This is a genomic window from Deinococcus terrestris (assembly GCF_009377345.1).
GTDB lineage: Bacteria > Deinococcota > Deinococci > Deinococcales > Deinococcaceae > Deinococcus > Deinococcus terrestris.
Genome location: NZ_WBSL01000010.1, coordinates 25445 through 38587, shown reverse-complemented (window position 1 = coordinate 38587; position 13143 = coordinate 25445). Strand labels below are relative to the sequence as shown.

At 71.1% G+C, this 13143-nt stretch carries 15 protein-coding genes; 4 read left to right on the top strand and 11 right to left on the bottom strand.

What is annotated here, in order from left to right:
- Positions 1-55: 55 nt before the first annotated feature.
- The gene (locus tag F8S09_RS14435; RefSeq protein WP_152872171.1) at positions 56-775 is read right to left on the bottom strand and encodes a DUF6683 family protein; all 720 of its coding nucleotides are present in this window, start codon (positions 773-775) and stop codon (positions 56-58) included.
- Between the two features lie 217 nt (positions 776-992).
- On the opposite strand from F8S09_RS14435, the gene rimO reads away from it, so the two are divergent.
- Positions 993-2498, top strand: a complete 1506-nt coding sequence (gene rimO / locus F8S09_RS14430; RefSeq protein WP_152872170.1) for a 30S ribosomal protein S12 methylthiotransferase RimO — start codon at positions 993-995, stop codon at positions 2496-2498.
- 62 nt (positions 2499-2560) lie between these two features.
- Here the strand turns inward: rimO and F8S09_RS14425 are convergent, their stop codons facing one another.
- On the bottom strand, positions 2561-4024 hold the full coding sequence (locus F8S09_RS14425; RefSeq protein WP_227978717.1) for a nitronate monooxygenase: 1464 nt from the start codon (positions 4022-4024) through the stop codon (positions 2561-2563).
- Positions 4025-4179: 155 nt separating this feature from the next.
- On the opposite strand from F8S09_RS14425, the gene F8S09_RS14420 reads away from it, so the two are divergent.
- A complete protein-coding gene (locus F8S09_RS14420) occupies positions 4180-5322 on the top strand; it encodes a prepilin peptidase (protein ID WP_322618853.1) in 1143 nt (380 codons plus the stop codon).
- 7 nt (positions 5323-5329) lie between these two features.
- Here the strand turns inward: F8S09_RS14420 and F8S09_RS14415 are convergent, their stop codons facing one another.
- The 7 genes from F8S09_RS14415 to F8S09_RS14385 all read right to left on the bottom strand — a co-directional run bounded on the left by F8S09_RS14415 (position 5330) and on the right by F8S09_RS14385 (position 10341).
- Positions 5330-5566, bottom strand: a complete 237-nt coding sequence (locus F8S09_RS14415; protein ID WP_152872169.1) for a hypothetical protein — start codon at positions 5564-5566, stop codon at positions 5330-5332.
- Positions 5563-5982 carry a hypothetical protein gene (locus F8S09_RS14410; RefSeq protein WP_322618852.1) on the bottom strand — a complete coding sequence of 140 codons (420 nt, stop codon included), beginning with the start codon at positions 5980-5982 and terminating at the stop codon, positions 5563-5565. Before F8S09_RS14410 ends, F8S09_RS14415 begins: the two co-directional genes overlap by 4 nt.
- Positions 5979-6521 (bottom strand): VUT family protein, encoded by a 543-nt coding sequence (locus tag F8S09_RS14405; RefSeq protein WP_194165366.1) that lies wholly within the window; start codon positions 6519-6521, stop codon positions 5979-5981. The genes F8S09_RS14410 and F8S09_RS14405 overlap by 4 nt, the downstream gene beginning before the upstream one ends.
- 82 nt (positions 6522-6603) lie before the next feature.
- Positions 6604-7284, bottom strand: coding sequence for an arginase (locus F8S09_RS14400; RefSeq protein ID WP_152872199.1), 681 nt, complete (start codon positions 7282-7284; stop codon positions 6604-6606).
- A 26-nt stretch (positions 7285-7310) separates the two neighbouring features.
- Positions 7311-8282 carry a GNAT family N-acetyltransferase gene (locus tag F8S09_RS14395; protein WP_227978716.1) on the bottom strand — a complete coding sequence of 324 codons (972 nt, stop codon included), beginning with the start codon at positions 8280-8282 and terminating at the stop codon, positions 7311-7313.
- Complete coding sequence (locus F8S09_RS14390; protein ID WP_322618851.1) at positions 8279-9256, bottom strand: GNAT family N-acetyltransferase; 978 nt, start codon at positions 9254-9256, stop codon at positions 8279-8281. The genes F8S09_RS14395 and F8S09_RS14390 overlap by 4 nt, the downstream gene beginning before the upstream one ends.
- Positions 9253-10341: a GNAT family N-acetyltransferase gene (locus F8S09_RS14385; RefSeq protein ID WP_227978715.1), complete on the bottom strand. Its 1089-nt coding sequence runs from the start codon at positions 10339-10341 to the stop codon at positions 9253-9255. The genes F8S09_RS14390 and F8S09_RS14385 overlap by 4 nt, the downstream gene beginning before the upstream one ends.
- Here F8S09_RS14385 and F8S09_RS14380 point away from each other — a divergent pair.
- The gene (locus F8S09_RS14380) at positions 10340-11005 is read left to right on the top strand and encodes a PIG-L deacetylase family protein (protein WP_152872168.1); all 666 of its coding nucleotides are present in this window, start codon (positions 10340-10342) and stop codon (positions 11003-11005) included. The genes F8S09_RS14385 and F8S09_RS14380 overlap by 2 nt on opposite strands.
- A 68-nt stretch (positions 11006-11073) precedes the next feature.
- On the opposite strand, the gene F8S09_RS14375 is transcribed toward F8S09_RS14380, so the two are convergent.
- Positions 11074-11607, bottom strand: a complete 534-nt coding sequence (locus F8S09_RS14375; protein ID WP_227978714.1) for a DUF4142 domain-containing protein — start codon at positions 11605-11607, stop codon at positions 11074-11076.
- Between the two features lie 169 nt (positions 11608-11776).
- The gene (locus F8S09_RS14370; RefSeq protein ID WP_152872167.1) at positions 11777-12733 is read right to left on the bottom strand and encodes an ABC transporter substrate-binding protein; all 957 of its coding nucleotides are present in this window, start codon (positions 12731-12733) and stop codon (positions 11777-11779) included.
- Between the two features lie 114 nt (positions 12734-12847).
- Here F8S09_RS14370 and F8S09_RS14365 point away from each other — a divergent pair, with 114 nt between their 5' ends.
- Positions 12848-13051, top strand: coding sequence for a hypothetical protein (locus tag F8S09_RS14365; RefSeq protein ID WP_152872166.1), 204 nt, complete (start codon positions 12848-12850; stop codon positions 13049-13051).
- The last annotated feature ends 92 nt before the right edge of the window (positions 13052-13143 follow it).

Below are 13143 nucleotides of genomic sequence, written 5' to 3'. Positions count from 1 at the left end.
AGGCAGAAGGCATTTCCCTGTGGCCTTCTGCCTTTCGCCTTCTGCCGCCCTGCCTTTACTTGCGGACCACGAACCCCTTGTCGGTCAGTTCCACCAGCCCCAAATCCAGGCCCATCTGCGCCGTGCCCTGCTGGAGGCCCTGGCCGAACTCGGCGAGGCTGGCGGGGTCGTCCTTCCAGCCTTCGGCCAGGATGCCGAACAGCACGGTCTGGAGCATCAGCGACTCGGCCATCTCCTGCTTCTGGGCATCGTTCAGGCCCGTGACGGCGGGCAGGGACAGCAGCAGGGGCCGGAACTGGTCGCGCAGGCCCACCATCTGGGCGCGGGTGGGGTCGTCGGTGCGGCCCTGGGTCATCAGCCAGGCGTAGCTCCAGTACAGCGCCCACACGTCGGCGAGGTTGGTGGTGCTCAGGCCGAACTGGGTCTTCATCTCCTTGCCGATCTCCGCGAACACGTCCACGCTGGCAAAGCCTTTCCTCAGCTCCGCGCCCGCCTCCGGGCTGGCCGACGCGATCTCGCCCACGAAGGTGTCGATCACTTTTTTGCGGACCGCCGGAGTCACCTTGAAATTCAGGGCCTCGGGCTTGGCGACCGGGGCAGGCGGCTTGGCCGTCGCCGGGGCCTGACCGGGAGCGGGGGCCGTGCCCGCCGTCCCGTTCATCAGCTTGAAGATGGAGCTGGACAGGCTGGAGGCACTGCCGCTCAGCCCCTGGGCCGAGGCGGGCTGCGGGGCAGCGAGCAGAAGGGTCAGGGCGAGCAGGATGCGTCTGGACATACTTCCTCCGGGGAGATGGGGGGAGGGCGACTTTCGGAGTCGGGCGGGACTGTGGGGGAAGTGCCCAGTATAGGGGGCGGCGGGGCGGGACGGCGGTCGCACCCCCGCGATGTGACGCCCGTCCTACCCTTCCCCTGGCCTGGCCTGTAGACTCGGCGGCTGAGTCTCGCGCCCGGCGTGTCCCCACGCGGCGGCGCCTGCGCGTGGAGGAACCCCGATGACCGTACTCACCCCGCTGCCCGAGCCGGCAGCCTCCCAACTCACGCCGCCGAAGGTCGGCTTCATCTCGCTGGGCTGCCCCAAGGCGCTGGTGGATTCCGAGCGCATCCTGACCCAGCTCCGCGCCGAGGGCTACGAGGTCGCTCCCAGCTACGAGGACGCGCAGGCCGTCATCGTGAACACCTGCGGCTTTATCACTCCCGCCGTGGAGGAAAGCCTCAGCGCGATTGGTGAGGCGCTGGACGCCACCGGCAAGGTCATCGTGACCGGGTGCCTGGGCGAGCGCCCCGAGAAGATCCTGGAGCGCCACCCCAAGGTCGCCGCGATCACCGGGTCGGAGGCCGTGGACGACGTGATGGGCTACGTGCGCGAGCTGCTGCCCGTGGAGACGGACGCCTTCACCGGGCTGCTGCCGGTCGCCGCGCCGGGAATGCGCCCCGAGGTGCAGACGCCCGAGCGTGAAGCGACCCGTCACGGCGACGTGTTCGCCCCCTCGGTCAAGCTGACGCCCCGGCACTACGCCTACGTCAAGATCGCGGAGGGCTGCAACCACACCTGCGCCTTTTGCATCATCCCCAAGCTGCGCGGGCGGCAGGTCAGCCGCGACGCGGGCGCCGTGCTGTACGAGGCTTTCCGGCTGGTCGCGGGCGGCACCAAGGAGCTGATGGTCATCTCGCAGGACACCTCCGCCTACGGGGTGGACGTGCGGTACCGCGAGAGCGAGTTTCAGGGGGGACAGATCCGGGCGCACCTCACCGACCTCGCGGAGAAGCTAGGTGAGATGGGCGCGTGGGTGCGGATGCACTACGTTTACCCGTACCCGCACGTGGAAAAGATCGTAGAGCTGATGGCGGCGGGCAAGATTCTCCCCTACCTGGACGTGCCCCTCCAGCATGCCTCGCCCCGAATCCTGCGGCTGATGCGGCGGCCCGGCGCGGGCAAGCAGCTCGACACCATCCGGCGCTGGCGGGAAATCTGCCCGGAGCTGGTGATTCGCTCCACCTTTATCGTGGGCTTTCCCGGCGAGACGGAGGAGGACTTTCAGGAGCTGCTGACCTTTCTGGAGGACGCGCGGCTGGACCGGGTGGGCGCCTTCCCCTACTCCGACGTGGAGGAGGCGGACGCCAACGGGCTGCCGGGCGCCGTGCCCGAGGAAGTCAAGCAGGAGCGTCTCGCCCGCTTCATGGAAGTCGCGCAGCGCATCAGCGCCGAGAAGCTCGCCGAAAAGGTGGGCCGCGTGATGGACGTGATCGTGGACGAGTTCAACGACGACGAAGGCGATGTCCCCGGCACCCGCCTGATCGGGCGCACCAAGGGCGACGCACCGGGCATTGACGGGCAGGTCTACCTGTACGCGGGCGACTTCGCCGGGCAGGTCAAGATCGGGGACATCGTGCAGGCCCGCATCGAGGACAGCGACGAGTACGACCTCTACGGCGAGGTGGTGGCGCGGCCGGAGTGGAAGCCCAACGTGCCGCAACTGGGGCACTTCGGGAAACACTGAGGGGGACAAGACAGGGGGGCGGCGCAGAGAACTTCTGGCCGCCCCCTCGTTGTGCCGTCCACTCAGCCCTGCGGACTCCCCTCCCCCATCAAATACCGAATCACATCCTCCGCTGTGTAGCCCGGCGCCCACCCGCCCAGCTTCACGAGGTCGTCGCCGCTGGTCAGCAGGGGCTGCTCGACCTGGCCGCCCTTCTGAATCTGAGCGTAGCCCGCGTCAGCCATCAGCGCGTTGCACAGGCACTTGCGGCCCACGGTTTCCTCGGGCTTGCCGCCCTTGCGGACATAGTCGGCGACGGGCTCGGCGGCGCAGCGCAGGCCGACCTTCTCGCCCTCCCAGTACGCTTCGCGCAGGTAGCCGATGTCGCAGATGCGCATGCGGGCGGCGTATTCCTCCGGCTCAGAGAGGGTGCCGGGGAGCCGCACCACCTTGAAGGGAAACCCGGTGGGCGAGGCCAGCGGATCGGTGTACACGGCGGCCTGCCCCGCGCGGGCGGCGGCCAGCGATTTCTGCCGGGCGTCGTCGCGCAGACCGCTCTCCCGGCAGTACTGGAAGAGGGTGCCGACCTGCACGCCCGCCGCGCCCTCCGCGAGTGCCCGGCGCAGGCCCTCGGGCGAACCGCTGCCGCCCGCGAGCCAGAAGGGGAGGCCGATTTTCCGCATCTCCGCGAGATCTGCGAGGTCGCGCTCGCCGTAGACGGGCTGCCCGGACTCGTCGTAGGTAACCTGGCCGCGCGGCGGCGCGTTGTGGCCCCCGGCGGTCGGTCCTTCGATCACGAAGCCCTGGATGCTCCCGGTCGCCTTGCGGGTCAGCACCCCAGCGAGCACGTGCGAGGAGATGATCGGGTAGAAGTTCGGGCGTTTCAGACTGACGCCCCCGAAGCCGTAGTCGGCGGGGTCCAGCGAGAGGGGCACGCTGGGCGAGGGACCGTCGCCCTTCACGTCCACCCGGAAGGAACCGGGCTGGCCCTGCGCGAAAGCGTCCAGCACCCCCGGAATCTCGCGGGGAATCCCGGCCCCCATAATCACGGTGTCGACCCCCGCGAGCATCGCCCCGTACAGGGCAGGCATGGTGTGCAGGTGCAGCTTGGTCAGGAGGTTGAGGCCGACCGGGTTGCCGTGCCCCTCGCGGGCCAGCCAGACCTCCGCGAAGCTTCCCAGAATGGCGAGTTCCCAGGCGGGCTGCTGGTTGCGGAGGGTGGGCATCGGCACGCGGGCGTAGCCCTTACCGGGGGGACGGCCTCCCTCCAGAAAGTACTTGGCGATGGCCTTCTGCGCCCATTCCTGATCGGGGAAGTGCGCCAGCGCCCGCCGGGTGTGCCCGCCGGGGTCACCGTCTTGCAGGCGGCGCACGAGCAGGTTGTCAATTCCGGTGCCCGACACCACGCCGAGTTGCCCGGTGCGCGACACGGCCTGCGCGAGTTCCCAGTTGGAAATGGCGACGCCCATGCCCCCCTGGATGATCTGGGGAAGAGCGGGAGGAGGCTGCGGGGAAGGGGTGGTGGAGGGGGTAGGAAGGGTGGTCATTGGAATCTCCAGGAGGAGGAAGGGCAAAGGCGGGGCAGAATCTCAGCCCCACTCTGCACCGGGCGCACCCCCGGCCCGCCCCGGTCTGAACGCGGTCAAAGGGGCAAGGTAGGGAGGGCAGGCTCCTGTAAGACCCCGGCCCCTACACTTCCGGGGTGAGTCTCGACCTCCTGCTCGTGGTGTTCGCTGGCGTGTTCGGCCTGCTGGTGGGGTCGTTTTCCAATGTGCTGATTCATCGGCTGCCGCGCGGGGAAAACATCGCCTTTCCGCCCAGCCACTGCCCCCACTGCGACCACCGCCTCTCGGCGCGCGACCTCGTGCCCGTGGGGTCGTGGGTGGCGCTGGGGGGCAAGTGCCGCTACTGCCGCGCTCCCATCAAGGCCCGCTACCCGGTGGTGGAGCTGCTGACGGGCGTGGGCTACGCGGTCATCGCCGCGCTCTACCCCTTCGCGCTGTACGGCGGGGCCACGCTGGGCCTGTTCGTGCTGTTCACGCTGCTGCTGGTGGCGAGCGCCATTGATCTGGACACGTACACCATTCCCGACGAATTGACGCTGCCGGGGGTGGCGCTGGGCGTGGGCTTCAGCTTCCTGAATGCGCGGTCGGGGGCGGTGGAGGGCCTGGGGCTGCCCACTCCCGCCGAGGCCGTGCAGGGGGCGCTGCTGGGGGCGGGCCTGCTCGTGACCATCGACCTGATCGGGTCGTGGGTGCTGCGGCGCTTCCGCGAGCGGCGCTATCCGGAAACGCCCATCGGCTACCAACAGATCGCCCTCGCGCTGCTGGTGGGCGCGTGGGCGGGGCCAGTGTGGGGCGTGGCGGCGGCGGTGCTGTCGGCGGCGGCGAACCTGCTTGCGCGGCGGGTCGTCCGGGTGCCGGAGCTGCTGACCCTGGGGGGCCTGCTCGTCAGCGTGATGCTGGGAGGGTCGGGCTTTGGCCCCGGCCTGATCGTGATGGTCCAGGGGGCGCTGGCCGCTGGGGGCGCGGCCGCCCTCCTCGCGGGCGTGTACTGGTGGCTGCGCGGGGACGCCGCCGATGAGGACGCCCCCTTTGACCCCTCCGCGATGGGCTTTGGGGACGTGAAACTGGCCGCCGTCATCGGGGCCTTCCTGGGGTGGGAGCGGCTGCTGGTGGCGGTCGTGGTCGCCGTGTTCGCAGGAGCGCTGCTGGGACTGGTGCAACTCGCCCTGAAGCGCGAGAACCGCATCAAGTTCGGTCCCTACCTCGCGCTGGGCGCAGTGGTCGCGCTGATCTGGGGCGGGGCCGTGGTGGAGAGCTACCGGACGCTGCTGGGATTGTAGGGACGGCTCAGCCGCGCAGGGGAGGCATCACCAGGGTCTCCTCCTCTTCCCTGGGAGGCTGGGCCTGCGCTCCGCCCCGGCGCGGGCGGGGACCGACGGGGACGGGGACGCCGGGGCCGTCCTCATCCTCGTCACGGCGGCGGGGTGGGAAGGGCATGGCGCGGGTGGTTCCCGTCTGGACGTAGCCCTTGAGCCTGGACGCGCCGAGTCTGCCCAGCAGTGCCCGAACCGAGAATCTGGTCATGGACCACCGTACTCGGCCGCTCCCTGCCCCGTCTCCCCCTCCCCTTCCATTTGAGGCTCGGGGTGGGCCACCACGGTCACCCGCTGGCGCTGACGCAGCCCCACGAGGCCCACGTCGGCGGACGCCGTGACCGGGACCCCGGCGGCGTTCGCGGCGTCCTGCGCGGCCACCTGCACGAAGACCTCCATGTCGCGCACGACCGTATGCCCCATGAACGCGTCGATGTAGTGGTCGAGGCTGAACAGTTCCAGCAGCCGCTCCCCCGCCGCGTACCGCAGGGTGAGGGTGGAGCCGGGGGCCGGGTTGCGCGTCCTCGGACAGAGTTCGGGCAGCTCCAGCACATGCTCGACGGTGGTCGGCAGCTCGGGGTGGGCGTTGGCGATGGTCCGCAGGCGCTCGGCGGGGCGTTCCATCATGCGGCGGCGCGGCTGACCTGCCGCACCCGGAAGGCGAACAGCGCCGCGATGGTGTACTTGGCGAGGATGTCCGCAAAGATGATCTGCGTGAGGTCGCGGCTGCTCATGTCGCCGTAAAAGGCCAGCAGCGTGAACAGGACCGAATCCAGCGGCACACTGACCGCGTTGCTGGCAAGCACGCGGGTCCACCAGCTTTTGCCGATCAACCGTTGGTAGACGGCGGTGTCGGCCAGCTCGCCCACCAGAATGGCGAGAAAGGACGCGCCCACGAAACGCCAGGGCGTGTCGGTCAGCAGGGCCGCGCCCGTGTTGACCAGCAGGGCCAGCGCGATGGCGATGTAAACGGCCCGCAGGCCCCCTGCCCGGTGAATCCGGTCGCGCAGGGTGAACACGGCGGCAAAAAACATGGTCCCCACGCTGAGCAGCCCGAACACGGGCAGCGGGAGGAACTGGTCGAGCGTGAGGTTGGCGAGCAGGATGCTCAGGGCGTACAGCGCGGTCAGGATGACGACCGGGCGGCCGACGACGGAATAGGTCATGGCGTTCCTCCAGCCGCAGCGACAGGACAGGTCACGGGCCTGTCAGAGGGTAGCAGCTTGACCCCCCGTCAAGAGGCCGCTGTCAACCGGCCGCCGAACGGTCCAGCGGCGGGGTCAACGGCGTGGCCCCCAGCCTCCGCGCCAGCCGGGAGAAGGCCGGGTCATGTGCCGGATTCGTCCACGCGGGCGACTGCACCAGCAGCAGGGCCGTGACCTCGGCGGGGTCGGGCCAGCGCAGGCCGCGCGTCAGGGTCACCCGGTCCCGCACCTCGGGCGCAAGCAGGGGTGTTACTTCGCCCCACGTGCGGCCCAGGTCGTACCCCTCCGCGACGGGCAGGCCCGCGTGCCAGCTCGGATACAGGCAGGTGTACCCCCCCGCCCGCCCCGACGCCAGCGCCAGCCCCGCCCAGTTTCCGGGCCGCACCCGCGTGGGATCGCCGCTGAAGCTGACGAGGTCGTGGTGGCTGTCCACGTTGAGCACGTGGGCACCGGGGTGGGCCGCCAGCCACTCCCAGGCGTCCGCGTGTGTCAGGGTGACGTGGGCGGGGACGCCCGCGTAGCGTTCCAGCGCCTCCCAGCCGGGATAGAGGGGGAAGTCGGCGTCTAGAGCGGACCAGCCCGGAGCCTGCGGGTCGCGCTGGCGGGCACGCTCCCGCCACGCCGCCACGCGGTCTGCCTCGCGGTCGCGGGTGCCCCAGATGGGCGCGTCAAAGACGAGTTCGCGGGTGCCGGAAAAGGCGTCCCAGTCAATAGAAAGCAGCAAGGGCGGGCGCTCGGGCACAGCCAACCTTACAGCTCCAGCCCCCAGCTCACGCTTGCGGGGTCGCGCACGAAGCCCAATCGGTCGTTGATCGCCAGCATGGGCGCGTTGTCGCTGGCGTTGTCGGTGCGGATGAGGGTGCCGCCGAGCGAGCGGCCCGCGCGGATGGCGTGCAGCTTAAGTAGGGTCGCCACCCCCTGCCCCCGCGCCGCCCGCGTGACCCCCGTCAGTCCGGTCAGCAGGTCGGGGCTGACCTCGGTGCGGAAAAGGGTGGTCTGGCCGATCCACTCGCCCCCAGCGTTCTCGGCGATCAGGTAAGCGTCCGGCAGCAGGGCCGGGTCGCCCAGCACCGCCTCCTCGAACACCTGCCGGGAGAGGGGCGTGGCGGGTTCGGCGCGGGGCACGTCCCCCCGCACGTCGCTCATCAGGGCGTGGAGGCGGGCCGTCAGGTCGGGGGTGTTCGCGGCCCGGAGTTCCGAGAGGCTCCGCACCCGCACCCCCCGCGCTCGCAGACGCGCCAGCAGGTCGCGGAAGGGCGTCTCATCGAAGGTCGTCAGGTCGAGGCTGCTCGTGAAGTAGCGCTTGCCCGGCGTGAAGCCCCGCCGCGCCAGGAAGCCGGGCGCGATGGGATGGTCCTCGCGGGCCAGGGTGCGGACGGCCTCGGCGGCGCGGACGCCCAGTTCGGCCCGCACGCGGGTCCACAGAGCCCGCCCCGCGCCCCGCCCCTGCCAACCGGGATGAACGGCTCCCTCCAGCACGAAGCGGCGCGGGTGGTACATCCCTGGACTCTGCGACAGCGCCGCCACGCCCACCACCTCCTCCCCGGCCAGCACGACGAGGGTCACGGCCGGGTAGCCCCAGCCGCGCTGCTCGGCGTCCTGCCTGCGCAGGTCGGCCCCACTGACGGGTTCGTGCGGCAGGGCCAGCGTCCAGACCCGCGCGGCGGCGTCCCACTCGGCTTCCTCCACCGGGCGGGCGATAAAGGTCATCTCCAGGGTCATAGCGATTCCTCCTCCACCCGGCCCCGGCGCATCTCCACCCAGGCGGGCTGGCGCACGAACCCCAGGCGCTCGTTCAGGCCCAGCATGGGCGCGTTGCTGCTCGCGTTGTCGGTCCAGACGCTCGCCGCGCCCCGGTCGCGGGCCAGCCGCAGCGCCGCGAGCTTGAGGGCGAGGCCCACCCCCCGGCGGCGCCACTCCCGACGGGTTCCGGTCAGGCCGGTCTGGAGCCGCGTGGGGTCGGTGGCGTCCGCGTACAGCTCGGTCAAGGCCGCCACTTCCCCCTTTTCCGTCACGGCGAAGAGGACGCCGTGCGGCCAGAAGCGCCCATCCTGCGCCCGCGTGCGGAAGTGCCCGTAGTCCAGCGGGGTGGCCTCGCCCGCGCGGGGCACGTCGGCACGGACCTCGGCGAAAGCAGCAAAATAGGCCCGCCACGCCGCGTCCTCGCCCATTTCCGCCACGAGGTCGGGCAGCGAGCGCAGGCGCAAGCCTTCGGGCAACCGCTCGGCCCCGGCCCACCCCGCCGGGCCGAAGTCGGCCAGGGTCAGGGCGCTGGCGAAGTAGCGCATCTGCTCCCCGAAGCCGCGCCGGGTCAGGAAGCCCAGCCCCTCGGGGCAGTCCTCGCGGGAGGTCGCCAGCACCTCGCGGGCGCCGCGCCCCCGCAGGTGGGCCTCCAGCGCCGCCGCAAGTGCCCGGCCCGCGCCCCGGCCCCGGTTCTCCGGGCGCACCAGCACCTCGGCGTGGTAGCGGCCGGGGTGGAACATCCCCGGCCACTGCATCAGCGAGCCGCTCCCCACCACCCGGCCCGCCGGGTCCTCGGCCACGATCCGCCACAGGTGGGCGCCGACCGGGTGCCGCCGCAGGTCGGCGTCCTCGTGCGCGAGCGTCTCGGCGGTCGTGGCGTGCTCGGGCCACACCGCCCCCTGCACCCCGGCCAGCGCGGGGAAGTCGGCGGTGGTCGCCTCCCGGACCCTCACGCCCCTTCTCCCAGGTGCAGCTCGTAGCGGTAAAGGGTGGCGGTGCGCCGGAAGCCCAGCGCCTCGTTCATCGCCAGCATCGCCACGTTCGGCGCATCGTTGAAGGTCTTGATGAGGCCCGCGTCCCCGCTGTCCCCACGGCCGCGGGTCTGTGCCCGCAGGGCACGCATGGCGGCCACCTTCAGCGCCTTGGCGACGCCCTGACCCCGGAAGCCGCGCCGCACCCCCGTCATCCCGATGAAGTGGAAGCCCGCCGCACTCTGCCCCAGCGTCGAGTAGCCGATGTACGGCCCAGTCAGCGGGTCGGCCACGTCGTCCCGCACGGCCACGAACGACAGCTCGGGACGCAGGTTGGGGTCCCTCAGCTCCTCTTCCACCCACTGCTCCAGCGTCTTTTTCGTCAGCGCCGTTCCCGACGGCACGTCCTGAAACAGCTCCCAGTCGAGTTCGTGCAGCCGGGCGTCCCGCTCCGGGTCGGCGGCGAGGTCGGCCAGCGACACCAGCCGCACGCCCGAGGCCGCCACCCCGTCCAGCAGGGCGCCGAAGGCCCCCAGGTCGGCCTGCGCCGTGTCCAGCTCGGACTCGTAGCGTTCCCAGGCGACGGCCCAGCCCCGCGCTTCCAGAAAGGCGCGGCCGGGCGCGTCCCCTGGCCGACTGCTGAGCATGGTCCGCAGCTCGCGGGCGCCCCTGCCCCGCACCCGGCGCAGCAGTTCGCCGTACAGGGCGCGGCCGACGCCCCGCCGCCGGGCCTCCGGGTGAACGCTCAGGTCCCCCCAGTAGCGCCACTCCTCGTGCGAGAAGTCGTCGTGCCGGGCGCTGCCCACCCCCACGAGCTGCCCCCCGTGCTCGGCGACGATCCGGGTGCAGAACAGGGCCGGGTCACGCACCGCGTCCTGGCGAGCGAGCTCGGCGGCGCTGGTGGGCCAGCCGGGCTGCGCGGCATTCCGCAGGGCAGCCACCGGCGCGTAGTCCCCGGGCGGGCGCAAGTCGCGCAGGGTGGGGGGAAGAGGGGGAGTCATGTCCTCCCCATCGTGCCGTGCGGCGGCGGGCGGCACATCGGCCAGCACGCTTATCCTGTCGGGCATGTCCCGCCTCAAGCTCCTGCTGATCGTGCCCCACCCCGACGACGAGGTGTACGGGGCCGCCGGAACCCTGATGGACCTGCTGGAGGCCGGGCACCCCTGCGGCCTGGTGACCCTCACGCGCGGCGAGGCGGGGCGCACTCTGGGGCTGGCGGAAGGCCCAGAGGAACTCGCCCGGATGCGCGGGGTGGAGTTGCGGGCCTGCTTGGACGAGATCGGCCTGACCACCCACCCCGGCAGCGTCCACGAACAGCACACCTTTCCCGACAAGTACCTGCAAGACCAGCCGCTTGAGGCCCTGGTGGAGGTCGCGCGGGAGGCGATGGCCCGCCACCGCCCCGAGACGGTCCTGACCTTTCCCCCCAACGGCAGCAACGGCCACCCCGACCACGTGACCACCCACCGGACGGTGAGGGCTGCCTGGGAGGAGCTGCCCCCCGGCGAGCGGCCCCGGCTGTGGTACTACGCCAGCCCCACGCCCCCGGAGAACGAGGCGTTGCGCCCGGCGTGGCTCGCTCCCAATCTCCGGCGCGACGTGACCCGGCACGTCACCCGCAAGCTGCGGGCCATCGGGTGCCACCGCTCGCAAGCGCTGAGCACGGTGGATTTCCTTCGCAAGTTCCCCGAGCGCATCACGGAAGAGACGTTCTACGAAGTGCGGGGCTGAGGCTCAGCCTTCCAGGCGCATGAAAAAAGCCCGGGCCGGAGCCGGGGCTTGGTCACCTCACCCGGGGGTCAGGGCAGTTCCTGCGCCTCGGCGAGGTGGGCCGCCACGACGGGCTGAGTCTTGGCGGCGTAGGCCAGCACCTGCGGGTCGGTGCCGAAGCTGCGGTAGGTGACGATCAGGTCGAGGGTCATCTTGTGGCCGTTCACCTGCACGTTCTTGTAGGCGGCGTCAAAGGCCGCGCCCGACAGGGTGGTCAGGCGGTTGTACAGCAGGCGCTGGTCGGCGCCCGGCTTGTCGGCCAGCCGCACGCCCTTTTGCGCGGCCAGGGCGTTCAGCTCGGCCTGGGCCTGAGTGTGCATGGTGATCATCATCTGCGCGAAGGCCCGGACCTCGGCGTTGCTGCTCTTTTGCAACGCGAGGCGCGAGGTCTGAATCTCGGTGAGGTTGCTCATGGTGGCGACTTCCATGAACAGCACGTCGGTGTCGTTGGACACCTGCGCGGTGCTGACGGGGCCGAGGGGACCGGCAGCGCCGCCCGCGACGGCAGCGGTAGGCAGGGCCAGCGAAAGGGTCAGGGCGGACAGGATCAGGAAACGTTTCATGGGGTGACCTCCTGGTCAGAACTGGCCGCAGCCTGACAGCCCTGCCCCCCCTCAGACATGGGAGGCATTTGAGCCGCCGTTCACGCTCAGGCTGACCCCCAGAAACCGCGTCCAGCACGCAATTTGCAAGCGTACGAACGCCTACAGTCCGTCCCAGGTTCCCTGCGGCTTACCGCAGCGTCTTGCTGATCAGGCTGTTGGTGTAGAAGGTATTTGCCTTGGTCCCGGCGGGCAGGCTGCCCTGCTTGACCAGGGCCGCGACAGCCTTGGTCCACGCGGCCGGGTCGCTCGCGCCCAAGCCGTTGGCCCGCGTGTAGGCGCTCTGCATCAGTGGGACGCTGGCCCGCAGCACCTCCAGGGTGCCGCCCCCCGACCCGAAGACGGGCTGCGCCAGCCGGAAGGCCCGCGCCGGGTCGCCTGCCGTGAACTTCAGCCCACGCTGCGAGGCCCGCACGACCTTGCGGGCGAGGTCCCCGCCCAGCGTCTTGTCGAGGGTGATCAGGCCGACGCCCACCATCGGGTAGGCCGCGCTGAGGTCCAGGGTGTAGACCCGCTCGCCCGCCCCCCGCAGCCCCACCACCTCGTTGTTGAGGTACCCCACGGCGGCGTCCACCCGCCCGGCCCGCACCGCTTCGAGCTGCGTGAAGCCGATGCTCGCCAGCCGCACGTCGCGGCCCTCTCGCAGCCCGGCCGCGTCGAGCAGGGCGCGGGTGGCCGCGTAGCTGCTGCCGAAGGTGCCGGGAATGCCCAGCGTCTTGCCCTTCAGGTCGGCGGCGCGGTTCAGGGGTTTGGTGCTGAACACCGTCACGGGCGACTTCTGGTACATCGCCATGACGTAGCGCACCGGGGCGCCCTGATTGCGGGCGAACACCGCGTCCTCCGGGTCGCCCACCACGAAGTCGAGCTTGCCCTGAAGGAGGAGCGGCATCAGCTCGGAGACCGCGCCGTGCTGGAACTTCACGTTCACGCCCTCGGCGCGGTAGTAGCCCAGCTTGTCGGCCACGTAAAAGGGCGTGAACTGCACGTTGGGGATGTACCCCAGGCCGATGGTGACGGTGCGGGGACTGCCCTGCGCGTGCGCCGCCGAGGACGCGAGCAGGGAGAACAGGAGGAGGGCACGCTTCATGGGGGCGAGTATAGGCACCCCCCCTGATTTCACGGTGACCTCGGCCCCACCGTGACCCCGCACGCGGTGCCGGGCGGGACACCGCCGCCGGGCCGGGTGTGGCACCCTCGGGGTATGGACTTCAACGCCTGGCGGCCCGAGGACACGGCGCGGCGCTTCTCGATCATGGGGGCGAGCAGCCTGGGAACTTTCTTGTGGATCGGCCTGTGGCTGGGGTCGGGCCTGAACCCGCTGCTGGCCCTGCTCGTCGGCATCGTGGCCGGGGTGGTCGCGCACCTGATCGCCTTTCCGGTGCTGCGGGCGCTCTTCCGGCGCTGAGGCCAGGGGCACGGGGGGGCCTCCCCCGCCCGGATGCTAGACTCGGGGGTACGCCTGCGGGACGGCGGAGGCGGCCGACATCCGGCCCCCGC

Excerpts from the sequence above, each read along its gene's own strand:
- F8S09_RS14435 (WP_152872171.1), bottom strand. The coding sequence starts at position 775 with ATGTCCAGACGCATCCTGCTCGCCCTGACCCTTCTGCTCGCTGCCCCG.
- rimO (WP_152872170.1), top strand. The coding sequence starts at position 993 with ATGACCGTACTCACCCCGCTGCCCGAGCCGGCAGCCTCCCAACTCACG.
- F8S09_RS14425 (WP_227978717.1), bottom strand. The coding sequence starts at position 4,024 with ATGACCACCCTTCCTACCCCCTCCACCACCCCTTCCCCGCAGCCTCCT.
- F8S09_RS14415 (WP_152872169.1), bottom strand. The coding sequence starts at position 5,566 with ATGACCAGATTCTCGGTTCGGGCACTGCTGGGCAGACTCGGCGCGTCC.
- F8S09_RS14410 (WP_322618852.1), bottom strand. The coding sequence starts at position 5,982 with ATGATGGAACGCCCCGCCGAGCGCCTGCGGACCATCGCCAACGCCCAC.
- F8S09_RS14405 (WP_194165366.1), bottom strand. The coding sequence starts at position 6,521 with ATGACCTATTCCGTCGTCGGCCGCCCGGTCGTCATCCTGACCGCGCTG.
- F8S09_RS14395 (WP_227978716.1), bottom strand. The coding sequence starts at position 8,282 with ATGACCCTGGAGATGACCTTTATCGCCCGCCCGGTGGAGGAAGCCGAG.
- F8S09_RS14380 (WP_152872168.1), top strand. The coding sequence starts at position 10,340 with ATGTCCCGCCTCAAGCTCCTGCTGATCGTGCCCCACCCCGACGACGAG.
- F8S09_RS14385 (WP_227978715.1), bottom strand. The coding sequence starts at position 10,341 with ATGCCCGACAGGATAAGCGTGCTGGCCGATGTGCCGCCCGCCGCCGCA.
- F8S09_RS14375 (WP_227978714.1), bottom strand. The coding sequence starts at position 11,607 with ATGAAACGTTTCCTGATCCTGTCCGCCCTGACCCTTTCGCTGGCCCTG.
- F8S09_RS14370 (WP_152872167.1), bottom strand. The coding sequence starts at position 12,733 with ATGAAGCGTGCCCTCCTCCTGTTCTCCCTGCTCGCGTCCTCGGCGGCG.
- F8S09_RS14365 (WP_152872166.1), top strand. The coding sequence starts at position 12,848 with ATGGACTTCAACGCCTGGCGGCCCGAGGACACGGCGCGGCGCTTCTCG.